Source organism: Acinetobacter johnsonii CIP 64.6, assembly GCF_000368045.1.
GTDB lineage: Bacteria > Pseudomonadota > Gammaproteobacteria > Pseudomonadales > Moraxellaceae > Acinetobacter > Acinetobacter johnsonii.
Genome location: NZ_KB849236.1, coordinates 1,002,412 through 1,025,690, shown reverse-complemented (window position 1 = coordinate 1,025,690; position 23,279 = coordinate 1,002,412). Strand labels below are relative to the sequence as shown.

Here is a 23,279-nt window from a genome sequence, read left to right as displayed (position 1 = left end):
GCATAAAAAAAGCCAGTCAGTAGACTGGCTTTTTTTATGCGTAGATCACTTAAATACTTAACATGCTACTCAAAGTCTCACTGACATTTTTAGATTTCACTTGTGGTTTTAAAGCCTCAAGCTTTGCTTTCACTTCGCTACGCTGTGGCTCTGCCAATGTGTACCAACGTGACAAAACCTGAAGTAAACGAGAACCAACTATTGGGTTTTTCTCATCTAAATATTTTGCTAGTCCAATAAAATGATCCACACCAAAACTCCATGTGTTCACTGGGTTTGCATTTAAGCCACCGCTCACTGAACGAATACGGTTCGGCACGCCCAAATCATAATCGGCATGTGAAGTGAGGTATTGAATGGTTTCCGTCGTAGCACAAGGATGTGCCGCTTGAAGTGTGAACCACTGATCTAGTGACAAAGCCTCATCTTTAAAACGTTGATAAAAATCATGTAAAGCCGCTTCTGCTTGCGGTGCATCATTCCAAACCAAGACACGTAGGGCACCTAAACGTTCAGACATATTGGCTGTAGCTTCATATTGCTGATATGCCAGTTCAAAAGCGGTTTCATCACCTTGACGTGCCATCATACTGAGCATGATGTTTTTTAGCGCACGGACTCCCATGGCTTGTGAGAACTCTTTTTGCAAATCTGGGTCTAAAGCCAAATACGTGTCTTTACAGAAATCACCTAACTCACGTGCCAGTTTTTCAATTAAAGCATTACGCTGTTCTTGGATCTTCGCAGGTTCGTAGTCAGTGTCAATACGACTACCTAAATAACCTTCACTTGGCACATCAAATAAACGTGATGCCAAGAGTGGATCTTGTTCAACAAGATCTGGCAGCGTGTTTTTAATGGCTTGAATATAAATATGCGCATCATGACCATTGAGTAAAATACGCTCAAGCAGTGTTTGCGTTGCTTGCCATTGGTTAAAACCATTGGTTTCGTATTGAATCAGGAACGCCAACTCTTCATCGGTATAGTTAAATTCTAAATTGACGGGCGCAGAAAAATTACGCAGTAATGACACGACAGGTTTCGCACTTAAACTGCTAAACACAATGCTGGCTTGGTCTTGATCAAAAAGATACACGCCGTCTTTGACTGCATTTTCAAATAAGCTATCAGATTTTAAAACCAATTGCTCACCTGTTGCAGCATCGAACAGTGCTAAAGCGACAGGAATTGGAACAGCTTTTAGATTCGGATACTTAGGATGTGCTTTTAAACTTTGCTTAAAGTTTAAGCTATAAGTTTGTGCAGCAGCATCATAGTGCCCCTCAGCTTCTAACTTGGGTGTACCCGGTTGGTTATACCATGTTAAGAAATTGGATAAATCTACGCCTGAACCTGCGGTTAAAGCGGCTACCCAGTCTTCAACTGTCACGGCCTGGCCATCATGGCGTTCAAAGTATTCATCAGTTCCTTTACGGAATTTTTCTTTGCCTAATAAGGTTGCCATCATGCGGTTAATTTCCGCACCTTTTTCGTAGACCGTTGCAGTATAAAAGTTATTGATTTCCACAAAATGGTCTGGACGCGGTGGATGAGACAATGGGCCTGAATCTTCTGGGAACTGATGCGCTTTGAGTACCGCAACGTCGTCAATACGTTGAACCGCAGCAGACTGTAAATCTTCTGAGAAAGATTGATCACGGAAAACCGTTAAGCCTTCTTTTAAACACAATTGGAACCAATCACGGCAAGTAATGCGGTTACCTGTCCAGTTATGGAAGTATTCATGTGCGATCACCGACTGTACACGCATGATCGCGGCATCTGTCGTGTATTCTTCATCCGCCAAAACACATGACGTATTAAAAATGTTGAGACCTTTATTTTCCATCGCCCCCATGTTGAAAGCACTGGTAGCCACAATCATATAGTTGTCTAAATCATAGGGACGACCATAGTGTTCTTCATCCCAACGCATTGAATGCTTTAAGGCTTCCATCGCAATATGACATTTCGGAATATCTTTTTCTTCAGCATAAATTTCCAAAGCCACATCACGGCCTTCAGAGGTCACATAATGATCTTTTAGAACAGCCAAATCACCAATCACACAAGCAAACAAATACGCTGGTTTTTTGGTTGGATCTTGCCAAATGGTATAGTGACGGCCTTCGCCAGCCTCACCCGCTTCAATCAAGTTACCATTAGCAAGGAGCACTGGATATTTTTTGTCAGCTTCTACACGGGTGGTGAAAACTGAAAGGACATCTGGACGGTCTGGGTAAAAGGTAATTTTACGGAATCCTTCAGGCTCATTTTGGGTAACAAACAAATCTGATGCGGCTTGGTATAAACCTTCAAGTTGTGTATTTGACTCAGGATGAATGATCACCGATGTCTCAAGCTTGATCTGATTTGGTGCATTACAAATCACCAACTGCTCAGCATCGAGTACATATTGCTCTTGGCTGAGTTGCTGACCATTCAGCACCAAACTTTTCAGCTCTAAATCACGCCCAAGTAAAACCAAATCACCCTCAGTTTGGCGCGTCAGCTCCAGTACAGCATCAACTTGGCTATGCTCATCATAGACTTGAATATCGAGGTGAATGCTGTCTACTAAAAAAGATGGTTTTTGATAGTCTTTTAAATAGACGGTTTGATCTGCTTCAATAATTGGATTTGCCGCAATATTCATGTCATGTCCTAATGCTATTGGTCTACAGCTTTATATTGTGTATGTTTTGATCATACGACAAGTTTGCCATGCTGTCTGTGTATGTTGAATGATAATTATATGGGCACGTTGAATAGGCTTTTCAATTCTATTTGTCTTATCCCGCTCATATGATTGCACCAAGTGAATAAGAAACAGTCAACGCCCTTATCGTGCCGTGCTTGTTTAGCAATATTTGCACCAGCCTTTACACTTAAACAGTGCCATTAGCTCTCTACCATTCTAGCGCTGACAAACTTAAAGACATCGATAAGATATAAAGCCAGCTCTTTTCAAATATCTAACTTAATTTTCAAATCGGCTACATTTTGTGCACAGTTTTTGCTTGTATCTAAATATGCATAGCGCATGATAAAACTTAAGCAAAACAAATAGAGGTGTGAGATGTACTTAAAAGACCATATCGTCCGCGTCGAAAATATAAAAATGCTGCAAGCCATGCATGCTGCAAAAATTGATCATAAAGTCATTGCCCTGTTCATGAGCTGTGAAGGAATGCCTTTACAAGCACACGATGTCAGTAGCATTTTAAATCACTACGACACACTAGGGAGTAAAAAGTTGCCGAGCAAAAAAGTTCAAGCCATGATTGAAGCTAAAAAATTAGGTATGGAAGATGACTCTCTACCTTGCCCCGTTTAAATTCTACTGGTCTAAAAATACGGTTCATGCCGTATTTTTTTGCCCTATATTCGCCACTGCATTGCTTCACCCGTCTAGCGTTTACAAAGCACCTCTGCTTGTTCAATTACACTGCAATTTACAACGCCTTTCTGAAATTTTAGCGTGTATAATTTGAGAAAATCCTGAGTCTCAAATTCATCTTATGTCGCTTCAAATTTTGCACAAACAACTTGATGAAAGCACGCCTTGTCCACTTTGTCAGGCGGCCATGTTTTGGGTGGATGCTGAACAATACGACAAAGAAATTAACTTTCATGAATGTAGCCACTGCCAACATCGTGTTTTTAGCAATTCAAATCTAAATTGCCACTGCGACAGTTGCTTAGCGCAGCGCAAAAAAATATTGAAAGAAACTCGTCAGCAAGAACAACGTAAAACCAAAACCAAGGACATTTATGAGTTTGAACTGGGTCAACTCAGTTTTATGCATAAATTATTTTTATTGGCCCTGTTAGATGACTACGCACAAGAACATACACAGCATCAAGAGTTTATTGATTGGGAACAGATCAAATATTTTAGCATCACTCCCAATTATCTCTTTCAAAATAGTCTCGTCAAACAACTGGTAAAAGAACAAATCCTCGTTGCCAAAGATTTTGCCAGTGAAGCCCATCAGTACTATATTAATGTGCGTTTGGACGGCTATTCTGAACCCAGCCTATTTAGTGTTACTCAGCAGTTACGTTATTGGTTCTATGAAAATCTTAGCCTTGGTGTGCCTTTTAAGACCGCGGATGAAGTCAAAAATGCCTTGTACCAATTGCTCTATCAGGAAATTATCCAATTTATGCAGTTTTACTGCCGCACTTGGGGCATTCAAATTGCAGGAAATAACAGCTTCCAAGTGTTTTGTTATCGTTTACTCGATGTACTCGCGGTCGGACAAATTTATTATTTAATCCAAACTGCATTGGAGTATTTATATGAACGTAAAGCCTTACAACCCAGAAATGAAAACTTCATCAATACCAACTTGTTGAAAAAAACCTTACAACAATATCGTGAACGCAGTGTGGCTGAAAAATGGGAAACTTCAACGCTGCCTCGACCGCATAACCTACCATTCAGCAAAATGAGCGAAGTCTTATTTTTCCGATTTTTAGGCTATGACGAAGCCATTTTCTTTCAGCCTGTCTCTCGTTCATGGCAAAAAATTGAACCACGTTTGAGTTTCTACTCACAAAAACGCTGTATGTACTGCGGTTCAAATGAGCTCACCGTAGATTATGATGCCGACCAATATGTGACTTTATTTTGTCGCAAATGTAAGCATCAAGACCACTATTTCACCAAATAAGGGCATCCACTATGACCCAGCTTTTAGACCTGTCCTTGCTTAACACAAAACAATCGATTCAAGACCAAACCGATGTCTTGGTGGCATATGTTGCTGAAGCTTGGACTGCCCTGCAAACGCAACAACCTTTGGTACAATGTATCACCAACAGTGTCGCTGCCAACTATGCAGCCAACGTTTTATTGGCTGCGGGGGCCTCTCCTGCCATGATTGATAATCCCTTTGAAGCTGAAAGTTTCACACGCATTAGTGCAGCACTCAGTATTAACCTAGGTACGCCAACCTCTGAACAAATGCAAGCCATGCAAATCTCGGCACAAACCGCGCAGCAACAAAACATTCCGTGGATATTAGACCCTGTAGGATATGGGCCATTTTTAAAATGGCGCTCTGAAATGGTCGATCAGCTATTGGCTTTTCAACCTACCGTTATTCGTGGCAATGCATCGGAAATCAGTACACTTGCGGGGAATCAGATCGAAACCAAAGGCGTTGACAGTACGGCAAGCAGTGCCGATGTCTACCATCAAGCAAAAACACTTTTAGCACAGGCTGAAGTCATTGCCATTTCTGGCGAGTTTGACTACATTCTCTCAAAACAACTTGATGCTGTAATCCAAGTCAATGGTGGTTCGCATTTACAACCCAAAATTACTGCTACAGGTTGTGCCCTTGGTGCATTAATTGCAGCCTATAGCGCAGTCACCAATCCTGTCATTGCAGCGCTGTCTGCGCATGTCCACTTTGCCATTGCGGGGCAACTTGCTTATACCCAAAGCCAAAGCACAGGAAGTTTTAATGTAGCGTTTATGGATCACATTCATCAAATGAAAGCTGAAACCATTTATGAATATGCGGATATACAGCTTATCCGCACCTCAGCCTAAATAAAGTATGGCGAGAGTTTCTGCTTAAGCAACTTCTCGCCCTAAAAGCACGTTCATCGCCGCTTCCAGCAGAGTCAACAGATCTAATTTACAGATACACATCAAGCCCATACCAATAAAATAATCAGGCGTATGTTGCATATAAAAGTTGATATGACGGCTGGCCCGATTTCGAAGCCGTATCAATTGTTCAGGCGTGGTCTGTGGCAGTACACAAGGATGCACAAACACATCCTCACTGCGTTGTTGCACATTCACATGACGGTTTTGTATGAGATCAAGAACCTGTAAATAATCCTCAGGCATTGGCACTTCTGCACGTGGATAAAAACGTTTTGAACGTGAAGCAAACAGCCGATATACTTTTGGCTGCATCAAACTCGAAACAAACCATAACTGACGCGTAGGATATTTTAAACGATAACCTAAGGTCACTCGAATTGCAGATAAAAGTGTTCTGTTTTGATTTCGGTAGTCAGGTAAAAAAGCGGCACGCGAGCTAAGAATATATAAGGGTTGATGCGCTGTCTTAAGCTTCAAGATGACAATAATATTTTGCCCAACTATTTTTCCGCGATGATAAAAACGAATAATAGGTAATGCCACTACATCAGGGTTATACACCAATTGATGCAGTTCTGCTGGGATTGCATTTGGGAAAATTTGTCGATCAAAAGTTTCAAGCTCTTCAAATAGAACTTGTTTTTTCTCTACTGAAAGCTTTTTAAAATCAACGACCTTTTCCATAAGTTGCATGAAGTATTTCCGTTCTTATTTTGATCACTTGTTTTACTGCTATAGTCTAAATGCAATGCTTTGATGACCATAGGGATAGAAACAAGCTGTCTTCACCAAACAGGTAATTTCAAGTACGAAATACGACAGCCCAATTGCGGGCATAGAATAACTGCTTTTTATTTAAGTGCATAGCGCTTATTTTATAAGCAGAAAAAATGCCAGCACGAGGCTGACATTTTTCTCACAATCTATTTTTGCAATGATTAAGCAGTACGATAAGTAATATTTACTGTCTTAATTCGATTTGAATCCAACTCAAGTACTTCAAAGTGAACACCTCGGTAGTCCAGTTGAGTTCCAACGTGTACATCACCATGAGTTTTATCTAAGATTAAACCGGCAACACTGATATAACCTGCATCTTCTTCAACCAAATCGATCATCCCGAGTTCCAGTTCAAGCTGATATAAATCCAGCATGCCTGTCGCCTTCCACGTCTGATCATCTACCTTTACCAAATCAAGTTGCTCATCGGCATCGGGAAATTCACCAGCAATCGCCTCAAATACGTCAAGCGGTGAAACGAGTCCTTGCACATTACCAAACTCATCGCTCACCAAAACCAATGAACCTTTAGACGTTCTTAGCGTATTTATCGCATCAATGACTTTCATTTTTTCAAAAATGTAAATTGGACGATGACGTTTGATCAGGTCTTTCAATTGCTCTTCATCATCTAAGACATCGAGCAATTCTTTGGCGCGCGCAATGCTGATCACTTTATCTAAGCTACCGCGGCACACAGGAAATAAACTGTGCGGCACAGACAATACCTGTTCACGAATTTTCTCAGGTGAATCATCAAGATTGACCCACGAAATTTGACTACGCGGTGTCATGATCGACGCGACTGAACGTTCAGCCAATGTCAGTACACCACCAATCATATAACGCTCTTCATCCGCAAAAGTTTCTTGCGCTTGAAGCTGATCAGGGTCTTCAGCTTGGAGCTTGCCGCCCATGAGTTTTAAAATAGAATCCGCAGTACGATGACGCAGTGGAATTTTCGCTTCATGTTTTGCCGCATTGCGCTCACCAAACTGGTTAAAGGCTTCAATTGCAATGGCAACACCAATACCCGAATAGATATAACCTTTAGGAATGTGGAAGCCAAAACCTTCCGCAATCAGGCTGATACCAATCAACAGTAAGAAGCTTAAACACAAGATGACCACAGTCGGATGACGGTTTACAAAAGTCATTAATGGTTTCGACGCCAACAGCATGACCACCATGGCAACGACCATAGCCACCATCATCACATTAATGTTGTCGACCATACCAATCGCTGTAATCACCGAATCCAGTGAGAATACCGCGTCAAGGATCACAATCTGTGCCACAACTGCGGTGAAACCCGCATAAACCACATTGGTGGTCAGCTTAACTTCTGGCTTACCTTCAATTTTTTCATGCAATTCGGTAACGGCTTTATAGACTAGGAATAAGCCACCAAATAAAAGAATCAGGTCTCGCCCAGAGAATGTCCAATCCAACACAGTAATCAGCGGTCGAGTCAACGTGACTAACCAAGTGATGATAAACAACAAGCCCAAGCGCATTAAAAGTGCAAGCGAAAGACCAATGACACGCGCTTTATCGCGTTGCTCAGGAGGAAGTTTTTCAGCCAAAATGGCAATAAAGACTAGGTTATCAATACCTAAAACAATTTCTAATATAATAAGCGTAAGTAAACTTACCCATATTCCCGGATCTAATAAAAATTCCATTATTTCATTACCCCAGAATTATGTTTCTGTTTTAAAAGCATAGACCTGCACGGCGACGGATCCATATTTGTGACCTGTTCAACTAAAGATGAAATAATTATGCCTGAGATGTTTGGCTTGTAATAATTTTTTTATGGTTTTTAACAAAATTTTAATATTCGACCACTTATTATGCAAAAAATACATAAAAATATCGAAATCACTGTTTGAAATTTTGTCACTTAATGCCAATTGTCGCATTCTATAAAGATTAGACGCCACGGTCATTTTTTAGTTTTTCTAATTAAATCCATCGCAAATAAAAACCAAATAATTGTTTTTATTTAATTATTTATTTTAATAATAGTTAAAAAATATCAATTCACTACATTTATGATTTCCACAAATGACACTTTTTGTTAAAAACACTAGTTCACAAATCCATTTTTTTCACTAAAATGAAACACGACCAGCATTGTTGTAAAAGTGGTCAATCACCCAAACCAAGGATGCGCGGATTGACAATCCGATCAAAGTAATCGAAGACAGGATTCATCGCTATGAACAATGAAAAAGCATTGACCTTCAATAAGACGTCAAAAATGCTTGCCAATACTAGCTATGAAGGCGCATATCTGCATTTAGACTCCTCATTTGATCAGCATCAAGTTAAAGTTGTGGTTTCGCATAATAACCAAAAGTTTGAAATGCACTTGCCTATCGTTCTACAGGACGGTGTTCCCATGGCTAAACTCTCTTTAGATTCTCACCAGAATGCTGAAGTCGAAGATGAAGTTGTACAATTTGCTCAAAGTATTGTGAGCTTCCATCAAGATAAAGACGGCTATACCCTGTCTCTTCTAAACAACCACGCTTAACTTTTCTTGATTACTGGCCAAGGCTTTCTTTTAACAGATTTCCTTTATGATGACAAATCCAGTAATTTTGTATTGATAAGTGTATGAGTGTTCACATAAAATGTGTTCAAATGATCTATAAAATAAAAATACGATTCACGGGGAATCCGTCATATGACCAAAAAGTACAGTAAGTTCCTACCAGGTTCTGAAGATTTTTCTTTAGAAAGTTTTCCATTTTACTGGGTAACACAAGTACATGCACAGTATGTACTCAATGTCGATCACGCTTTAAAAAAGTATGGTTTAGATAACTCACGTCGTCGTATTTTACTGGCTCTAGATTCAAAGCCACATGCCAGTGTTTCTGATTTGTCTGACATGGTGGTCTCTAAAATGTCGACAACCACCAAAATTGTTTATCGCTTAAAGGATGAAGGATTGGTTGAAACTTATTCTTGTGAAGATGATGCACGTATCACCCGTGTTCTTCTCACCGAAAAAGGTGTTGAAATGACCAATAAGATCAATGATCTCACCAGTGTTGTGCTTGAGCAATCATTTGAAGGCTTAACGCCTTTGCAAATTGAAAAAATGATGGAAAGCTTAAAACACGTGTTTAAAAATTTAGCTCGCTAAACCGTTTAAAAGTCGAAAAAGTTGAGTTGGGGACTCTCTTTTTCGACTTTTATTTTCGGCACATGTGAACATTCAAACTCTTCAACAGGAAAGCCTTGTACAAAGGATTGAATATTTGGTGATTTCCAGCTGAGCCAGTCCTCTAAGCGTTCATGTGGAATCACGATCACTGAGCGCTTCACATCCCCCGGCTCATGAAACTCCCGCATCATTGGATGATCTATGGCATCCATCGTAATCATGGTGGCTGAACGGACTACCTCGCCTGCTATACGACAGATTTCATATAGTGCAGCAACAAAAATGACCTGCCTATCCTGTCGTCTGACACCCCATCTCTGCGGCTTTTGTTCTATATATTTGGACTCATAAAATTCAAAAACGGGAATCACCCCAAACTGATATTTGGAAGTCGCTTCAATAAAACTGGCCTTTTGCAGAAGTGTCTCACTTCGAGCATTATAGGTTTTGCTTGCAATACTCTTATCTTCAGCCCATTTCGGTATTAAACCAAAATGTACCTTACGCCACTCAAATCCTAAATTTGATTTGAACAATAAAGGCAACTCATAACCAGGATAGACTTCTTCGACATAATCAAAAGGAATTTCAGGGAGACCAAACTGTTGTACTTGAGCAAGGGTTAGAGGTTTAAAATTAGCGCACATGGATTTTCATCCAACTTGATGGTTAACAATAGTATGATGAGCTTTATATAGTGAATTGTATAAGGCTTTTATCCGCAGCGTCTAGTCGAGATACTTATTTCACACTAGGCTTAAACCCATTCATAGCTCTAAGCAAGTGCTAATCTATAGGGCGCTATTACCCGAAATTAAATCAGTCTTATGCATTTCCTATATAAACGCAGTACGACTTATTTCAGCCAATAAAAAAGCCTCCGAAGAGGCTTTTTTAGCTTTACAGATTAGTCACCTGTATAACCTTTTAACTTCAAACGCGCAGCATGCAGAAGTGGTTCTGTATAACCTGATGGCTGCTCACCACCTTTAAACACTAGGTCATACGCTGCTTTGTATGCATAACCATCGAAGCTTGGCGCCATAGGGGTGTAAAGCGGATCGTTTGCATTTTGCTCATCTACGATTTTCGCCATACGCTGCATCACTTCTTCAACTTGCGCCGCAGATACGATGCCGTGACGCAACCAGTTTGCAACGTGTTGAGATGAAATACGTAAAGTTGCACGGTCTTCCATTAAACCAACGTTGTTGATGTCTGGAACTTTCGAACAACCTACACCCAAGTCAACCCAACGCACAACATAACCCAAGATCCCTTGAAGGTTATTTTCAAGCTCTTTGGTTTTCTCTTCTTCAGTCCAGTTTGTGTCTGTCGCTAAAGGCGGTGTTAATAGATCATCTAATGATAAAGGCTGAGTATTCAATAATTCTTTTTGACGCTCAGACACGTTGCATTGGTGATAGTGAATCGCATGAATGACAGCACCAGATGGAGAAGGAACCCATGCACAGCTTGCGCCCGCTTCTGGATGTTCAATCTTGGTTTTGTACATGTCTAAAAGCATATCTGGTTTTGGCCACATGCCTTTACCAATTTGTGCTTTACCACGTAAGCCCGCTTGAAGACCGATCATCACGTTACGATTTTCATATGCTGGGAACCAAATTTGTGATTTCACTTCACCCTTACGAACAAATGGACCTGCTTCCATAAAGGTATGGATTTCATCTCCTGTACGGTCCATGAAACCAGTGTTAATGAAGATGGTACGGTCTTTTGCTTGCGCAATACAGTTTTTCAAGTTTACAGATGTACGACGTTCTTCATCCATAATACCGATTTTTAACGTTTTCTCAGGTAAACCTAATGCTTGCTCTGCACGTTCAAATAATTCAACTGCAAAAGCAACTTCTTCAGGACCATGCATTTTTGGCTTAACGATGTACATAGAACCTTTACGGGAGTTCTTGTTTTCGTTTTCACCTTTAATGTCTGCAAAAGACAAAAGCGGAGTGATTAATGCATCCATGATACCTTCGTAGATTTCAGCACCATCTACAAGAATCGCAGGGTTGGTCATGAGGTGACCCACGTTACGAAGAAGCATCAATGAACGGCCATGAAGTTTCGTTTCACCACCAATCAAGTTTTTGTGCGTACGGTCTTTATTCAAAGTACGCGTAACGGTTTTACCATTTTTCTCGATAGACTCTGAAAGTGTACCTTTCATCAAACCTAACCAGTTACGGTAGCCTTCAACTTTCTCTTCTGCATCTACGGCAGCGATCGAATCTTCTAAATCCTGAATAGTCGTTACAGCAGCTTCAAGAACTAAATCTTTTACGCCAGCAGCATCTGTTTTACCAATTGGGCTGTTCGCATCAACTTCAATCACAACGTGTAGGCCGTTGTTTAAAAGTACGATTTCTGTTGGAGCAGCTTCTTCACCATTAAAACCAACAAATTGTGCTTCTTTAGCCAAAGTCGATGTCGAACCGTCTTTTAACGTCACAACTAACTTTTTGCCTTCAACTGCATATTTTGTCGCCTCAGCATGCGAACCATTCGCTAATGGGAAGGTTTCATTTAAGAAGTTTTTAGCAAATGCAATAACTTTGTCGCCACGCACAGGGTTATAGCCTTTACCTTTTTCCGCGCCACCGTCTTCAGGGATCACGTCAAAACCGTAAAGTGCATCGTATAAAGAGCCCCAACGCGCGTTTGCAGCATTTAAGCAGTAACGTGCATTACGCACAGGCACTACCAATTGCGCACCAGCCAATAATGCGATTTCTTCATCTACATTTTCTGTGCTGATTTGGAAATCTTCTACTTCTGGTACTAAGTAGCCAATTTCAGTAAGGAAAGCTTTGTAAGCTCCAAGTTCAAATTTGTTGTTGCGGTGCCATTCATCGATCTTCGCTTGAATGTCGTCACGCTTAGCCAATAGTGCTTTGTTCTTTGGGCTAAGATCGACAACGACTTGTTCAAAGTTTTTCCAGTAAGTTTCACTGTCCAAACCTGAACCTGGAAGTGCTTCATTTTCGATGAAATCGTAAAGTTCTTTAGCAATCGCTAACTTGCCTTTTTGAATACGTGCAGTCATTGTCTTTCCTGATATTGCTACTTTTTATACAAGAGATTCTAGTATACCGATTTAAACTTGGCTGAATAGTAATATCACCGTGCGAAATAGTGATCATTTTTTATTTAATAAAATATACAAACTACCAAATAAAATACTGCTCAAGGCACAAGCATTATCAATTTACAAAATGCTCTTTAGTAGTTTATTAAGTTTTTGAAATGCCGAAATTAGACTTAAGTGCAGGTTTGTATATTTTTTACACTTAAAACCAATATTCTCCCTATTTTCAATCCTGATTAAGCCATGATTATTCAAAAAAGTCGATAAATTAATCGATGAAAATGCACATAAAAAAAGCACCCTTTTGGGTGCTTATATTTTTAAATTTCTTCTTGTTGTTTACTTGCTTCAGCTTGTATTTGTCGATGTGCTTCATTCAAGTAATCATCTGATTGCATTTCCAATAAACGTGAACGCGTGCGTTCAATTTCAAAGGCTAATTTATCACCAGAGTACAAATCAATAATTGTATCTTCTGAGGTTAAAATCAGTTTTACCCCACGGTCATAAAACTCATCGACCAGATAAATAAAACGACGCGTCCCTTCAGAAAGATAATCGGTCAAATGCGGAACATTACTCACCAACACAGTATTATAAATATTTGCAATTTCGATAAAGTCAGCAGGACTACGTGGTTTTAAACACAGCTCTGAATACTCACACCATAAAACATCTTCAGTATGCCCGACCGTTTCTACAATACGATTATTAATAATAATCGGCTCATCTGAAATGGTTTGGGTCTGTGTCAATGCGCTAAAACGCTGTGCAATCCAACGTTGGTGCTCATGTGTTAAAGGAGATTTAAAGAGTTGCGCTTGTTTTAAAACACGTAAACGGTAGTCCACGCCTGCATCTACATTTAAAATCACACACTGCTGTTTCACCATTTCAATGGTTGGAATGAAACGATCACGGTGAATGCCGTTTTTATACAAACCATCTGGTGCAATGTTTGAGGTTGCCACCAAGGTAATGCCACGTGCAAAAAGCTTTTGGAACAAATCACTAAGAATCATGGCATCCGTAACATTCGAGACGAAGAACTCATCGAAACAAATGACCACTGCTTCTTTATAAATTTGATCCGCAACCGCATCTAAAGGGTTACGCTGACCTGAAAGCTTGTTGAGCTCACGATGTACATGTTGCATAAAATGGTGAAAGTGCATCCGTGTTTTACGACGAAATGGAATTGAGTCATAAAACTGATCCATCAACCATGTTTTACCACGGCCTACACCACCCCACATATACACACCACGGGGAGAAGTTTGACGGCGGAAACGACGGAATGCTTTTTTAGATGCCTTAAAACGTTGAATTAATTCATGCCAAACGCGATCCAGCTCATGAACGGCCTGAGCTTGTGCCTCATCAGACATGAACTGCCCAGATGCCAAGGCTTGCGCATAGCGCTCTGCAGGAGATAAAGGACTGAATGCGGTAGGTGAATTAAAATCTGACATATCATTTAATACTGTTTTTAGGCTATATCAATTATAGCGGAGTGGAAAAGTTAATATATAACACTTTGGCATAATTATGCTTAGGCTATTTCCCATATTGTCGTGGACTGTAACCAAACCACCGTTTAAATGCATGATTAAAGGCTGCAGGCTCCGAGTAACCCAATAACTCTGCAATCATTTCAATGGAATATTCCTGATATTCCATCAAATGTAGTGCACGATCTTTCATTAATTGCTCACGAATTTGTTTATAACTGCTATTTAACTGTTGCAACTGATGTCTTAAGGTTCGCTCTGGCAAATTCAAAGCTTGCGCGGTTTCAGCCATGGTCGGCAGTAAACCTCGTTGCAACTCCAAATAATCTTGTACCCGTTGAATCAGACTCGGTTGCTCTGCCGTTTCTTCCAAACGCTGCAATTCCGCCTGACATTTGCCTGCATAAACGTTAAATGTCATCAAATCTGCTGAAGGAATCGGCACATTTAAAACCCATTCATCAAACCAAAATTCAGCTTGCTGCGTACCAAAACTCACTTGCTGACCATAAACCTGCTGATAGAGCACCAGTTTTTTCGCATCTTCAGGTCGTGCAACAGGTAAAGTAATTCGAATCTCAGGCATTTCCAGCCCAATCATCTTATAAATATCTTGTAAAAACTTATAGGTTCCCGCTATTTCAGAATGTGCACGCAACTGACCCACAGGTGTTTGCAAGTCTCTCGGTAGATAACACAGTGCGACTTGATCATTTTGTTTTTTCAAACCCAATAAGCCACTCAAATGCGTCAAACTCTGATAGCGAATACCCTGTTCTAACGCGGTATGTGTCGTTGGACTGGTCATCAATAACATCAGTAAGGGGCCATATCCTGCCAAAACATAATGCTGACCAATAAACAAGCCTTGCTCAGGCTCAATATCCTCTGCAATGATTTTCAAAATATCCCACTCTAGAGCAGGATGAATGATCGCATTCGGATCAAGCGACTCCACACGTAAGCCAATGCTTTGTAACTTTTGATCGACTGCGACTCCTGCTTTACGCATTCCTTGAATCAAATACATCAAGCCAAGTACAGAACGTTTCATAATCAATTAAAAGCAAAATATTGGCCTATGTTTTACTACAGCCGCCTAGCGCACAACAATTGCCGAATCTATCAATTTTCTTGTCAGGGCTATCATAGATCTTCTGGATAGTTACTCTACAATAAAGTAAAACAAAAAGGAAAAACAAATGCAGGCAGCAAATTCAACAACCCCTCAGGTAAAAATCGCCATTATTGGTGCAGGCTTTGGTGGCTTAGCGATGGCTATTCGTCTTTTACAAAACAATATTCGTGATTTTGTAATTTTGGAAAAAGCCAGTGAAATAGGTGGCACATGGCGTGAAAACCAATATCCGGGCGCTGCTTGTGATGTACAGTCACATCTCTATTCCTTGTCTTTCTCACCCAAGACTGACTGGTCTAAACGTTATGCTGAAGCACCTGAAATTTATCAATACATGCAAACTCTCACTGCTGAGCATCAATTGCAGCCTTATATCCGCTTTAACACCGAAGTCAGTGCTGCACATTACTTAGAAAATCAGTGTTTATGGCAACTCACCCTTAATCAAAATGAAACACTAACCGCTCAATTTGTTATTTTCGCATCTGGTCCGCTGCATGTACCACAAATTCCGCGTATTGCGGGTATCGAGAAGTTTAAAGGCAAAGTTTTCCATTCATTGCAGTGGGATCATGACTATGACCTCAGCAATAAAAATGCTGCCTCTATTGGCACTGGGGGAAGCGCTATTCAATATATTCCTGAAATTGCAGAAAAAGTGAAACAACTCTACGTACTACAAAGGACAGCTGCATGGGTTATTCCTCGGGATGAACGTCGTTATTTACCCATTGAAAAAGCACTGCTTAATCGATTTGATTGGTTTCGAAAACTTCATCGAGCTCGTCTGTATTGGACGAATGAATCTCGTGTAGTTCCCATTATGAAACCACAGGTCATGAAATATGCACAAAAACTAGCAGAAGCGTATATTCGCCATCAAGTCAAAGACCCTGTAACCGCAGATAAGTTAATTCCCAACTATATTATGGGTTGCAAACGCATCTTGGTCTCCAACAAATATTATCCAAGCTTTAACCGTAAAAATGTTGAATTGGTTACCGATGATATTTTGGAGTTAACTGAGGACAGTATCATCACCAAAGATGGGAAAAAGCGTAAAATTGACTGCCTCATCTATGGCACAGGTTTTGTGACTGACCCACGTATTTATCTTAAATCCTTTAGCTGTACAGGGCTGAATCATATTGAGCTTACAGACGTATGGCAAGATGGGGCCGAAAGTTACTATGGAATTAGCACCAAAGGTTTCCCAAACTTATTTCAGCTTTTAGGGCCCAATACAGTCTTAGGTCATAACTCAGTTATTTTTATGATTGAGTCACAAGTAAATTACATTCTACAGCTCATCGAGATGGCACAAAAAACCCAATCTCAAGCAATCGTTGTGAAAGCAGATATTCAAGACCAATTTAATCAGCATTTACAAAGTCAATTTACAGATACCATTTGGCAATCTGGCTGCGTCAGCTGGTATCAACAAGCGGATGGGAAAAATTTCTCTTTATGGCCCAGCTATACATGGAAGTATTGGCTAAAAATACGAAAAGCCAATCCTGCAGACTATCGTTTTTTAAATTCTAAGCAAGATAGTCAAGCAATAAATTAAGATCGCGGTCATAATAAGTTAGTATTTATTCACACTTTATTTGACATGCAATCGTTTTGGTTGATTTTTCAGCTTCTTATTTGTTTAGCACTTGGATTTGTTTTGGCGCGTCGTTTACCCAAATGGCTTGAACGACTTGCCTTTCAAATCTTGCCCTATTTTACGTATATTCTCTTAATCGCAATTGCGATTGAGTTTTCAACGACGTTGCATAGTATTGCCGAACCTTGGCAGATACTCAATCATGCAGCGCTTTTAGCAGTTATGACCAGTATTGGCGCTTTTGTCTGTTGTTACATATTATTTAAACTGTTGGGCTATCAACCCAGTCATGGCAAAGTGTCCATGAGCCTTGTGAGCAAATCATTAATCAATATCAGTTATGCATTTATCGCACTGGCGTTAGGTTATGGTTTGGCAGAACTATCTTCAGGTTTCGGCTATACCCTTCATATCAGTACATGGAACTTGTTACTGGTTTTCATGTTCCTGATCGGGCTTGATTTAGCCTATTCCCCACTAGATCGCTCATGGTTAAACTGGCAAATCCTACTCGTTCCACTTGGTTGTATTCTGGGTTCAATTATTGGGGCGTTTGTAACGGCCTATTTTGTGCCGAGCATTCAAATAAAAGACTTGATTATGTTATCTCAAGGTTATGGTTTCTACTCTATGACTGGCATTGTGGTCACGGAGTTAAAGAATGCACATTTAGGCAGTATTGCACTGATGAATGATTTGTTCAGAGAAATCTTTGCGATTGTGTTTATGTATATCATTGGCTGGCGTTACCCCCGCTCTGCGATTTCATCCGCAGGAGCTACAGCAATGGATGTCACACTACCAATGGTCAAACAAGCCTGTGGGAATGACTTTATTCCACATGCCATGGTGAGCGGCTTCATCCTGTCAGTTTTGGCACCAATTGTCGTCAGCGTATTGGCGGCTCTGTAAAGCATAGCGCACTATTCAATGCTGTCTTTTTATTTTGCTATTGCCACCACTTCGCTCACCAACAATTCTTTTTAAAATTTAATCCATAAAAAAGCCTTTCGAATGAAAGGCTTTTTAGATTTCTAGTCGCTTAAAGCGTCGCTAAAATATCTTTGAGCATCTGACACGGGTTTGCAGACTGTGTAATTGGTCGACCAATCACTAGATGTGTTGCACCGTCTAACATTGCTTGTTTTGGCGTTACGATACGCTTTTGGTCATCCGCACTTGAGCCCTCAGGGCGAATGCCCGGTGTTACCAATGCAAACTCTGAACCCAAAGTCTCACGCAGCATTTTTGCTTCTTGCGCTGAACATACCACACCATCTAAACCACTGTCTTTAGTCAGTTTTGCTAGACGCTTGACTTGTTCAAATGGTTCAATATCTAGACCAATATCGGCTAAATCTTCACGGCCCATCGAGGTTAACACCGTTACTGCTATCAGTTGAGTGTTATAGTTGCCTGCCTTTAAGCGCTCAACGCAAGTTTCCATCATTTTACGGCCACCTGAAGCATGGACGTTTACCATCCAAACCCCCATATCTGCAGCAGCACATACCGCTTGCGCAGTCGTATTTGGAATATCGTGAAATTTTAGATCTAGAAAGACTTCAAAGCCTTCACCATGTAAAGCTTTAACAATAGATGAGCCTTCATGGGTAAATAATTCTTTACCGACTTTTACACGGCATAATTGAGGGTCTAATTGCCCAGCAATCGTCATTGCGTCATAATGACTTTTTGCATCTAAGGCAACAATAATACTCATGGGGAGACCCTTCAAACTCACAAAATTATGGCATTATACGGATTAAGCCTAAAACGACCAAGACTATTTTTCTAAAAACCATTTAAAATTCAAACTAAGTTCTTTATTCATATACTTTTTATATAGTTATCAATATTTTAAAGCACAATAAAAAACGCCTTTGGCTATATATCCAAAGGCGTTTAAATCAAACTTGCTTCAATACTTCTAAGATAGAAATCTTACTTCATATTGTGGCTTAAAGCGGTGTAGATGGACGATCATTAGGATTGATATCTAACACCGTTTTTTCATGTCTTGTATGTGCTGCAGCTTCAGCAGCAGCCAACTGAGCGGATTGAATCTGCTCTTTACGAAGGTGATCAATGTCTTTACGTAGTCGCTTAATTTCCCAACCTTTCTGGAATACACGAAATACCTGAACACCAATTAACAAACCCAACACAATCCCTAAAGCCATTGTTAATAATAACAATAGGCCTAAACGCATTGCTGGAACCTGTATAAACAACAGATCAACGGTTAGCTCAGTTCCGTTTTGTAGCACTAAAGCTAGGCAGTAGCCAAACAGTACAATTAATAATGCGAATAATACGTAACGCATAAGCACCCCAATAAATTTTATTCGCCTGCAGTCTCGTTTACTGCATCACGTAATGCTTTACCTGGTTTGAAATGTGGAACAGCTTTAGCAGCCACTTCTACCGACTTACCTGTTTTAGGATTACGCCCAACACGAGGCTCACGGTGATGGAGTGCAAAACTACCAAAACCACGAATTTCAATACGATTATCAGAAGACAAAGATGCAATCATTTGATCAATCATAATCTTAACAGCTTCTTCCACTAATGGCTCTGCTAAGTGCGGGTTTTTAAGAGAAATACGCTCTATTAAGTCAGACTTATTAAGTGCTTCAGTAGTCATCTGCGACCTCTTTAATTATCAAGCTACCTTGTAGATAGATTGATAATAACCTGTTTAAATACAAAACGGTAGCGTAATAAGTGAATACTACGCTACCGTTTATTGTATTTGTGTAAAAAGTATTAGTTAACTTACATTAACAATACAATTCAAACATCTACTTAGTTGCCCATTTGAGCTTTGATCAAATCACCAATAGTCTTAGGACCATTGTCTTGACCAGTAGTTGCTGTCTTCAAGTTAGCAACTGCTTCTTTCTCTTCAGCTTCGTCTTTCGCTTTGATAGACAAGTTGATAGAGCGAGATTTACGATCTACGTTGATGATTTTCGCTTCAACTTCTTGACCAACTTCAAGGAACTTAGTTGCATCTTCAACGCGGTCGCGGTTGATTTCAGATGCTTTAAGAGTCGCTTCAACTTCGTCAGCTAACTTAAGTGTTGCGCCACGAGCGTCAACAGCAGTTACAGTACCTTTTACAAGTGCACCGCGTTCGTTAGCAGCTAAGAAATCGTTGAACGGATCGCTGTTCATTTGCTTGATGCCAAGGCTGATACGGTTGCCTTCAGCGTCTACAGACAAGATAACCGCTTCAACTGTGTCACCTTTCTTGTAACGACGGATAGCTTCTTCGCCTTGCTCGTTCCAAGAAATATCAGACAAGTGAACTAGACCATCGATACCGCCTGGTAGACCGATGAAGATACCGAAGTCAGTGATTGACTTGATCGTACCTGAAACTTTTTCACCTTTGTCGTGGTTCTTAGCAAACTCTTCCCATGGGTTAGCACGAGTTTGTTTGATACCAAGAGAAATACGACGACGCTCTTCGTCAACTTCAAGAACCATAACATCAACTTCATCACCAATCTGAACAACTTTAGATGGGTGGATGTTTTTGTTAGTGTGGTCCATTTCAGAAACGTGTACTAAACCTTCAACGCCTTCAGCGATTTCTGCGAAACAGCCGTAGTCAGTTAAGTTAGTTACGCGAGCTTTAACGATTGAACCTTTAGGGTAACGGTTCATGATCGCTAACCATGGATCTTCGCCTAATTGCTTAAGACCTAAAGATACGCGGTTACGTTCTTTGTCAAACTTAAGTACTTTAACAGTAACTTCTTGACCAACTTCAACAACTTCTGATGGGTGCTTGATACGTTTCCAAGCCATGTCAGTGATGTGAAGAAGACCATCAATACCGCCAAGGTCAACGAATGCGCCGTAGTCAGTAAGATTTTTGATAGTACCAGTAACTGTTTGACCTTCTTCAAGCTGAGCAAGAAGAGCTTCACGGTCAGCTGAAGATTCAGCTTCCATAACAGCACGACGAGATACAACAACGTTGTTACGTTTAGCATCAAGTTTGATTACTTTGAATTCTAACTCTTTACCTTCTAAGTGAGTAGTATCACGAATAGGACGAGTATCAACTAAAGAACCTGGAAGGAACGCACGAACTGGACCGATGTCAACAGTGAAACCGCCTTTAACTTTACCAGAGATAACACCAGTAACGATTTCGCCGTCTTCAAAGATTTTTTCAAGTTTAGTCCAAGTTTCAGCACGTTTCGCTTTTTCACGTGATAAAACTGTTTGACCCATGCCGTTGTCAAGCGCTTCAACAACAACATCAACAGTGTCGCCAACTTGAACTTCAAGTTCGCGTTGTTCATTTAAGAATTCAGCGCGGTCAACAATACCTTCTGATTTAAGGCCAGTGTCAACTGTTACCCAATCAGAATCGATGTTTACTACAACGCCTTGGATGACAGCACCCTTTTCAACGTTGAGGTTTAATTCGCTTTCTTCAAAGAGGGCTGCAAAAGATTCGGTCATGATATACCTGATAAAGTCAGCGGTCTTGGATCAGACAAGGCCGGTTTAGTTAAGCGTCTACATAGTCCATTTTGAACTGATCAAGCTATGCTTCTGCTGAATATAAAAATTCGTTAGTTTGCTAATTGCTTATCGATATAAGCCGTCATAAGCTGAAATACCTCATCAATGTTCAATTCAGAACTATCAATGATGTAGGCATCAGCTGCTGGTCTGAGTGGAGCAACTTCGCGCTCCATGTCACGTTTATCACGCGCCTCAATATTACCTAAAATATCGTTTATTTTAGCATCCAGCCCCATACCCTGCAACTGCTTTACTCTGCGTTCAGCACGAGATTGGGCTGAAGCGGTTAAATAAATCTTGGCTTGAGCCTCTGGAAAGATGGATGTTGCCATGTCTCGGCCATCTGCAACCAAGCCCGGTGCTTGTGCAAAAGCATGTTGGCGATCGACCAGCGCAGCTCTAAGCTCAGGAATTGTTGCAACTTTTGATGCAAACTCACCAACTCGCTCAGTTCGAATGGTTTGACTAACATCCTCACCATTGAGCAAGACTTGTGTGCCTTGTGCAGAACTTAAAAATTGTATGTCTAAATGTTTAGCAATTTCGACACACTGACTCAGTTCGCTTGACAAAGCATCCAACAAATCCTGTTGATGCAATGACAGGCCCAACAAGCGATATAACGCTCCCGAATCAAGTAAATGAAATTGATAATGGGCTGCTATTTTTGCAGCCAGTGTGCCCTTACCCGAACCACTTGGACCATCAATTGTGATTATTTGAACTGTCATTGCTTACCCAAAGTTTGTTATACAGATTTAGCGAGTTTTGAAAAACCTAGTTTAATCGCAGATTTAAGCTGTGCAAGGATTAATTTACTTACAAAAGGTGCACGTGCCTGTAATTCAATCGTATAGGTCACTAACGTTTTATTCGAGTCAATCGGCTCAAACTCAATAATACCCAAATGATGTTTGATGAGTGGATTTTTAATAATCTTGTATTCAATACGCTCATTCACATTCATTAATGTAATTTGCTCTTGCAACGGTTTAATTGGCCCAAACCCCATACGCCGTACAGAACCAAGTCCATCCGGACGTTCTGGATCTGCGGAATCTTTTACTCGCACCACTTGAACTGGTGCAAAAGCGACGTTATAGGTTGAATGTTTAGAAAGTAAATCAAATACCTGCTCTACGGGTGCATTAAATTCTTTTTTAATCTGAATATTATTCATGGTGGTTCCAACGCCTTATTTGACAATAATTATTGTCATTTCATTTTACATGAAATTATTATTTTACGAATTCATTCATCCCTTTTCTTGTAGACGGGATAGTCGCTTTTGTTTGCGGCGCATTTTAAAAAAGTGACTGAGCTGCTGTGAGCATTGCTCATGTAAACAACCCGACTCAACCAAGAACTGATGATTATAATAGCCCGTTTCAAATAATTTACGTGCACTTATAAGAGAGCCCGCTTTCGGCTCTGTCGCACCAAATACTACTTTTGAAACGCGTGCATGCACCAAAGCACCTACACACATGGTACAAGGCTCAAGCGTCACATACATGACCGCATCATCAGGTAAACGATAGTTTTGTGTATTTTGACAAGCATCACGCAGTGCTTGAACTTCAGCATGCGCAGTAGGGTCATTTAACGTAATAGGAGCATTAAAGCCCGAACCAATAATTTTATTTTGACTCACAATGACCGCCCCAACAGGGACTTCACCTTTTGATGCTGCAATAGCAGCCTGCTCTAAAGCAAGCTGCATCCATTCACTATCTATTTTTAAAACATCAGTCATAAA

At 40.4% G+C, this 23,279-nt stretch carries 21 protein-coding genes; 7 read left to right on the top strand and 14 right to left on the bottom strand.

What is annotated here, in order from left to right; all coding sequences use genetic code 11:
- Positions 1–49: 49 nt before the first annotated feature.
- Positions 50–2,659 (bottom strand): aminopeptidase N, encoded by a 2,610-nt coding sequence (gene pepN / locus F986_RS16055; protein WP_004696897.1) that lies wholly within the window; start codon positions 2,657–2,659, stop codon positions 50–52.
- A gap of 423 nt (positions 2,660–3,082) precedes the next feature.
- On the opposite strand from pepN, the gene F986_RS16050 reads away from it, so the two are divergent.
- The 3 genes from F986_RS16050 to thiM all read left to right on the top strand — a co-directional run bounded on the left by F986_RS16050 (position 3,083) and on the right by thiM (position 5,569).
- The gene (locus F986_RS16050) at positions 3,083–3,340 is read left to right on the top strand and encodes a hypothetical protein (RefSeq protein ID WP_004696895.1); all 258 of its coding nucleotides are present in this window, start codon (positions 3,083–3,085) and stop codon (positions 3,338–3,340) included.
- A gap of 184 nt (positions 3,341–3,524) precedes the next feature.
- On the top strand, positions 3,525–4,682 hold the full coding sequence (locus tag F986_RS16045) for a hypothetical protein (protein WP_017397110.1): 1,158 nt from the start codon (positions 3,525–3,527) through the stop codon (positions 4,680–4,682).
- Between the two features lie 11 nt (positions 4,683–4,693).
- Complete coding sequence (thiM, locus tag F986_RS16040; protein WP_004696892.1) at positions 4,694–5,569, top strand: hydroxyethylthiazole kinase; 876 nt, start codon at positions 4,694–4,696, stop codon at positions 5,567–5,569.
- A gap of 24 nt (positions 5,570–5,593) precedes the next feature.
- Here the strand turns inward: thiM and F986_RS16035 are convergent, their stop codons facing one another.
- Both F986_RS16035 and F986_RS16030 read right to left on the bottom strand, forming a co-directional pair.
- Positions 5,594–6,325, bottom strand: a complete 732-nt coding sequence (locus F986_RS16035) for a hypothetical protein (RefSeq protein WP_004696889.1) — start codon at positions 6,323–6,325, stop codon at positions 5,594–5,596.
- A gap of 245 nt (positions 6,326–6,570) precedes the next feature.
- Positions 6,571–8,097 (bottom strand): TerC family protein, encoded by a 1,527-nt coding sequence (locus F986_RS16030; protein ID WP_004696888.1) that lies wholly within the window; start codon positions 8,095–8,097, stop codon positions 6,571–6,573.
- A gap of 539 nt (positions 8,098–8,636) precedes the next feature.
- On the opposite strand from F986_RS16030, the gene F986_RS16025 reads away from it, so the two are divergent.
- Positions 8,637–8,954 carry a hypothetical protein gene (locus F986_RS16025; protein WP_004696886.1) on the top strand — a complete coding sequence of 106 codons (318 nt, stop codon included), beginning with the start codon at positions 8,637–8,639 and terminating at the stop codon, positions 8,952–8,954.
- Between the two features lie 153 nt (positions 8,955–9,107).
- A complete protein-coding gene (locus F986_RS16020; protein ID WP_004696885.1) occupies positions 9,108–9,572 on the top strand; it encodes a MarR family winged helix-turn-helix transcriptional regulator in 465 nt (154 codons plus the stop codon).
- Between the two features lie 5 nt (positions 9,573–9,577).
- Here the strand turns inward: F986_RS16020 and F986_RS16015 are convergent, their stop codons facing one another.
- The 4 genes from F986_RS16015 to F986_RS16000 all read right to left on the bottom strand — a co-directional run bounded on the left by F986_RS16015 (position 9,578) and on the right by F986_RS16000 (position 15,270).
- Entirely contained in the window at positions 9,578–10,240 is a 663-nt protein-coding gene (locus F986_RS16015) for an SOS response-associated peptidase family protein (protein WP_004696883.1), read from the bottom strand.
- Positions 10,241–10,500: 260 nt separating this feature from the next.
- Positions 10,501–12,663, bottom strand: coding sequence for a malate synthase G (locus F986_RS16010; RefSeq protein ID WP_004696881.1), 2,163 nt, complete (start codon positions 12,661–12,663; stop codon positions 10,501–10,503).
- A 362-nt stretch (positions 12,664–13,025) separates the two neighbouring features.
- Positions 13,026–14,177, bottom strand: coding sequence for a cell division protein ZapE (gene zapE, locus F986_RS16005; protein ID WP_004696878.1), 1,152 nt, complete (start codon positions 14,175–14,177; stop codon positions 13,026–13,028).
- A gap of 85 nt (positions 14,178–14,262) precedes the next feature.
- Positions 14,263–15,270, bottom strand: coding sequence for an AraC family transcriptional regulator (locus F986_RS16000; RefSeq protein WP_004696875.1), 1,008 nt, complete (start codon positions 15,268–15,270; stop codon positions 14,263–14,265).
- A 148-nt stretch (positions 15,271–15,418) separates the two neighbouring features.
- Between F986_RS16000 and F986_RS15995 the strand changes: the two genes are divergently transcribed.
- Both F986_RS15995 and F986_RS15990 read left to right on the top strand, forming a co-directional pair.
- A complete protein-coding gene (locus tag F986_RS15995; protein ID WP_004696873.1) occupies positions 15,419–16,924 on the top strand; it encodes a flavin-containing monooxygenase in 1,506 nt (501 codons plus the stop codon).
- 45 nt (positions 16,925–16,969) lie between these two features.
- On the top strand, positions 16,970–17,878 hold the full coding sequence (locus F986_RS15990; RefSeq protein ID WP_004696871.1) for a LysO family transporter: 909 nt from the start codon (positions 16,970–16,972) through the stop codon (positions 17,876–17,878).
- 130 nt (positions 17,879–18,008) lie between these two features.
- Here the strand turns inward: F986_RS15990 and pyrF are convergent, their stop codons facing one another.
- The 7 genes from pyrF to tadA form a co-directional block, all read right to left on the bottom strand.
- Positions 18,009–18,689 carry an orotidine-5'-phosphate decarboxylase gene (gene pyrF / locus F986_RS15985; protein WP_004696869.1) on the bottom strand — a complete coding sequence of 227 codons (681 nt, stop codon included), beginning with the start codon at positions 18,687–18,689 and terminating at the stop codon, positions 18,009–18,011.
- Between the two features lie 238 nt (positions 18,690–18,927).
- Positions 18,928–19,293, bottom strand: coding sequence for a lipopolysaccharide assembly protein LapA domain-containing protein (locus F986_RS15980; RefSeq protein ID WP_004696867.1), 366 nt, complete (start codon positions 19,291–19,293; stop codon positions 18,928–18,930).
- A gap of 17 nt (positions 19,294–19,310) precedes the next feature.
- A complete protein-coding gene (locus tag F986_RS15975; RefSeq protein ID WP_004696865.1) occupies positions 19,311–19,616 on the bottom strand; it encodes an integration host factor subunit beta in 306 nt (101 codons plus the stop codon).
- 161 nt (positions 19,617–19,777) lie between these two features.
- Positions 19,778–21,454, bottom strand: coding sequence for a 30S ribosomal protein S1 (gene rpsA, locus F986_RS15970; protein ID WP_004696863.1), 1,677 nt, complete (start codon positions 21,452–21,454; stop codon positions 19,778–19,780).
- Positions 21,455–21,567: 113 nt separating this feature from the next.
- The gene (gene cmk / locus F986_RS15965) at positions 21,568–22,251 is read right to left on the bottom strand and encodes a (d)CMP kinase (protein ID WP_004696862.1); all 684 of its coding nucleotides are present in this window, start codon (positions 22,249–22,251) and stop codon (positions 21,568–21,570) included.
- A gap of 17 nt (positions 22,252–22,268) precedes the next feature.
- On the bottom strand, positions 22,269–22,700 hold the full coding sequence (locus tag F986_RS15960; protein ID WP_004696860.1) for an SRPBCC family protein: 432 nt from the start codon (positions 22,698–22,700) through the stop codon (positions 22,269–22,271).
- Between the two features lie 75 nt (positions 22,701–22,775).
- Positions 22,776–23,276 carry a tRNA adenosine(34) deaminase TadA gene (gene tadA, locus F986_RS15955; protein WP_004696859.1) on the bottom strand — a complete coding sequence of 167 codons (501 nt, stop codon included), beginning with the start codon at positions 23,274–23,276 and terminating at the stop codon, positions 22,776–22,778.
- Positions 23,277–23,279: the final 3 nt, after the last annotated feature.

What these genes read in the sequence shown, in the direction of transcription:
- F986_RS15990 (WP_004696871.1), top strand. Translation starts at nt 16,970, where the DNA reads ATGCAATCGTTTTGGTTGATTTTTCAGCTTCTTATTTGTTTAGCACTT.
- F986_RS16015 (WP_004696883.1), bottom strand. Translation starts at nt 10,240, where the DNA reads ATGTGCGCTAATTTTAAACCTCTAACCCTTGCTCAAGTACAACAGTTT.
- thiM (WP_004696892.1), top strand. Translation starts at nt 4,694, where the DNA reads ATGACCCAGCTTTTAGACCTGTCCTTGCTTAACACAAAACAATCGATT.
- F986_RS15960 (WP_004696860.1), bottom strand. Translation starts at nt 22,700, where the DNA reads ATGAATAATATTCAGATTAAAAAAGAATTTAATGCACCCGTAGAGCAG.
- F986_RS16025 (WP_004696886.1), top strand. Translation starts at nt 8,637, where the DNA reads ATGAACAATGAAAAAGCATTGACCTTCAATAAGACGTCAAAAATGCTT.
- zapE (WP_004696878.1), bottom strand. Translation starts at nt 14,177, where the DNA reads ATGTCAGATTTTAATTCACCTACCGCATTCAGTCCTTTATCTCCTGCA.
- F986_RS15995 (WP_004696873.1), top strand. Translation starts at nt 15,419, where the DNA reads ATGCAGGCAGCAAATTCAACAACCCCTCAGGTAAAAATCGCCATTATT.
- F986_RS16030 (WP_004696888.1), bottom strand. Translation starts at nt 8,097, where the DNA reads ATGGAATTTTTATTAGATCCGGGAATATGGGTAAGTTTACTTACGCTT.
- tadA (WP_004696859.1), bottom strand. Translation starts at nt 23,276, where the DNA reads ATGACTGATGTTTTAAAAATAGATAGTGAATGGATGCAGCTTGCTTTA.
- F986_RS16045 (WP_017397110.1), top strand. Translation starts at nt 3,525, where the DNA reads ATGTCGCTTCAAATTTTGCACAAACAACTTGATGAAAGCACGCCTTGT.
- rpsA (WP_004696863.1), bottom strand. Translation starts at nt 21,454, where the DNA reads ATGACCGAATCTTTTGCAGCCCTCTTTGAAGAAAGCGAATTAAACCTC.
- cmk (WP_004696862.1), bottom strand. Translation starts at nt 22,251, where the DNA reads ATGACAGTTCAAATAATCACAATTGATGGTCCAAGTGGTTCGGGTAAG.
- F986_RS16010 (WP_004696881.1), bottom strand. Translation starts at nt 12,663, where the DNA reads ATGACTGCACGTATTCAAAAAGGCAAGTTAGCGATTGCTAAAGAACTT.
- F986_RS16050 (WP_004696895.1), top strand. Translation starts at nt 3,083, where the DNA reads ATGTACTTAAAAGACCATATCGTCCGCGTCGAAAATATAAAAATGCTG.
- F986_RS16000 (WP_004696875.1), bottom strand. Translation starts at nt 15,270, where the DNA reads ATGAAACGTTCTGTACTTGGCTTGATGTATTTGATTCAAGGAATGCGT.
- pepN (WP_004696897.1), bottom strand. Translation starts at nt 2,659, where the DNA reads ATGAATATTGCGGCAAATCCAATTATTGAAGCAGATCAAACCGTCTAT.
- pyrF (WP_004696869.1), bottom strand. Translation starts at nt 18,689, where the DNA reads ATGAGTATTATTGTTGCCTTAGATGCAAAAAGTCATTATGACGCAATG.
- F986_RS15975 (WP_004696865.1), bottom strand. Translation starts at nt 19,616, where the DNA reads ATGACTACTGAAGCACTTAATAAGTCTGACTTAATAGAGCGTATTTCT.
- F986_RS15980 (WP_004696867.1), bottom strand. Translation starts at nt 19,293, where the DNA reads ATGCGTTACGTATTATTCGCATTATTAATTGTACTGTTTGGCTACTGC.
- F986_RS16035 (WP_004696889.1), bottom strand. Translation starts at nt 6,325, where the DNA reads ATGCAACTTATGGAAAAGGTCGTTGATTTTAAAAAGCTTTCAGTAGAG.
- F986_RS16020 (WP_004696885.1), top strand. Translation starts at nt 9,108, where the DNA reads ATGACCAAAAAGTACAGTAAGTTCCTACCAGGTTCTGAAGATTTTTCT.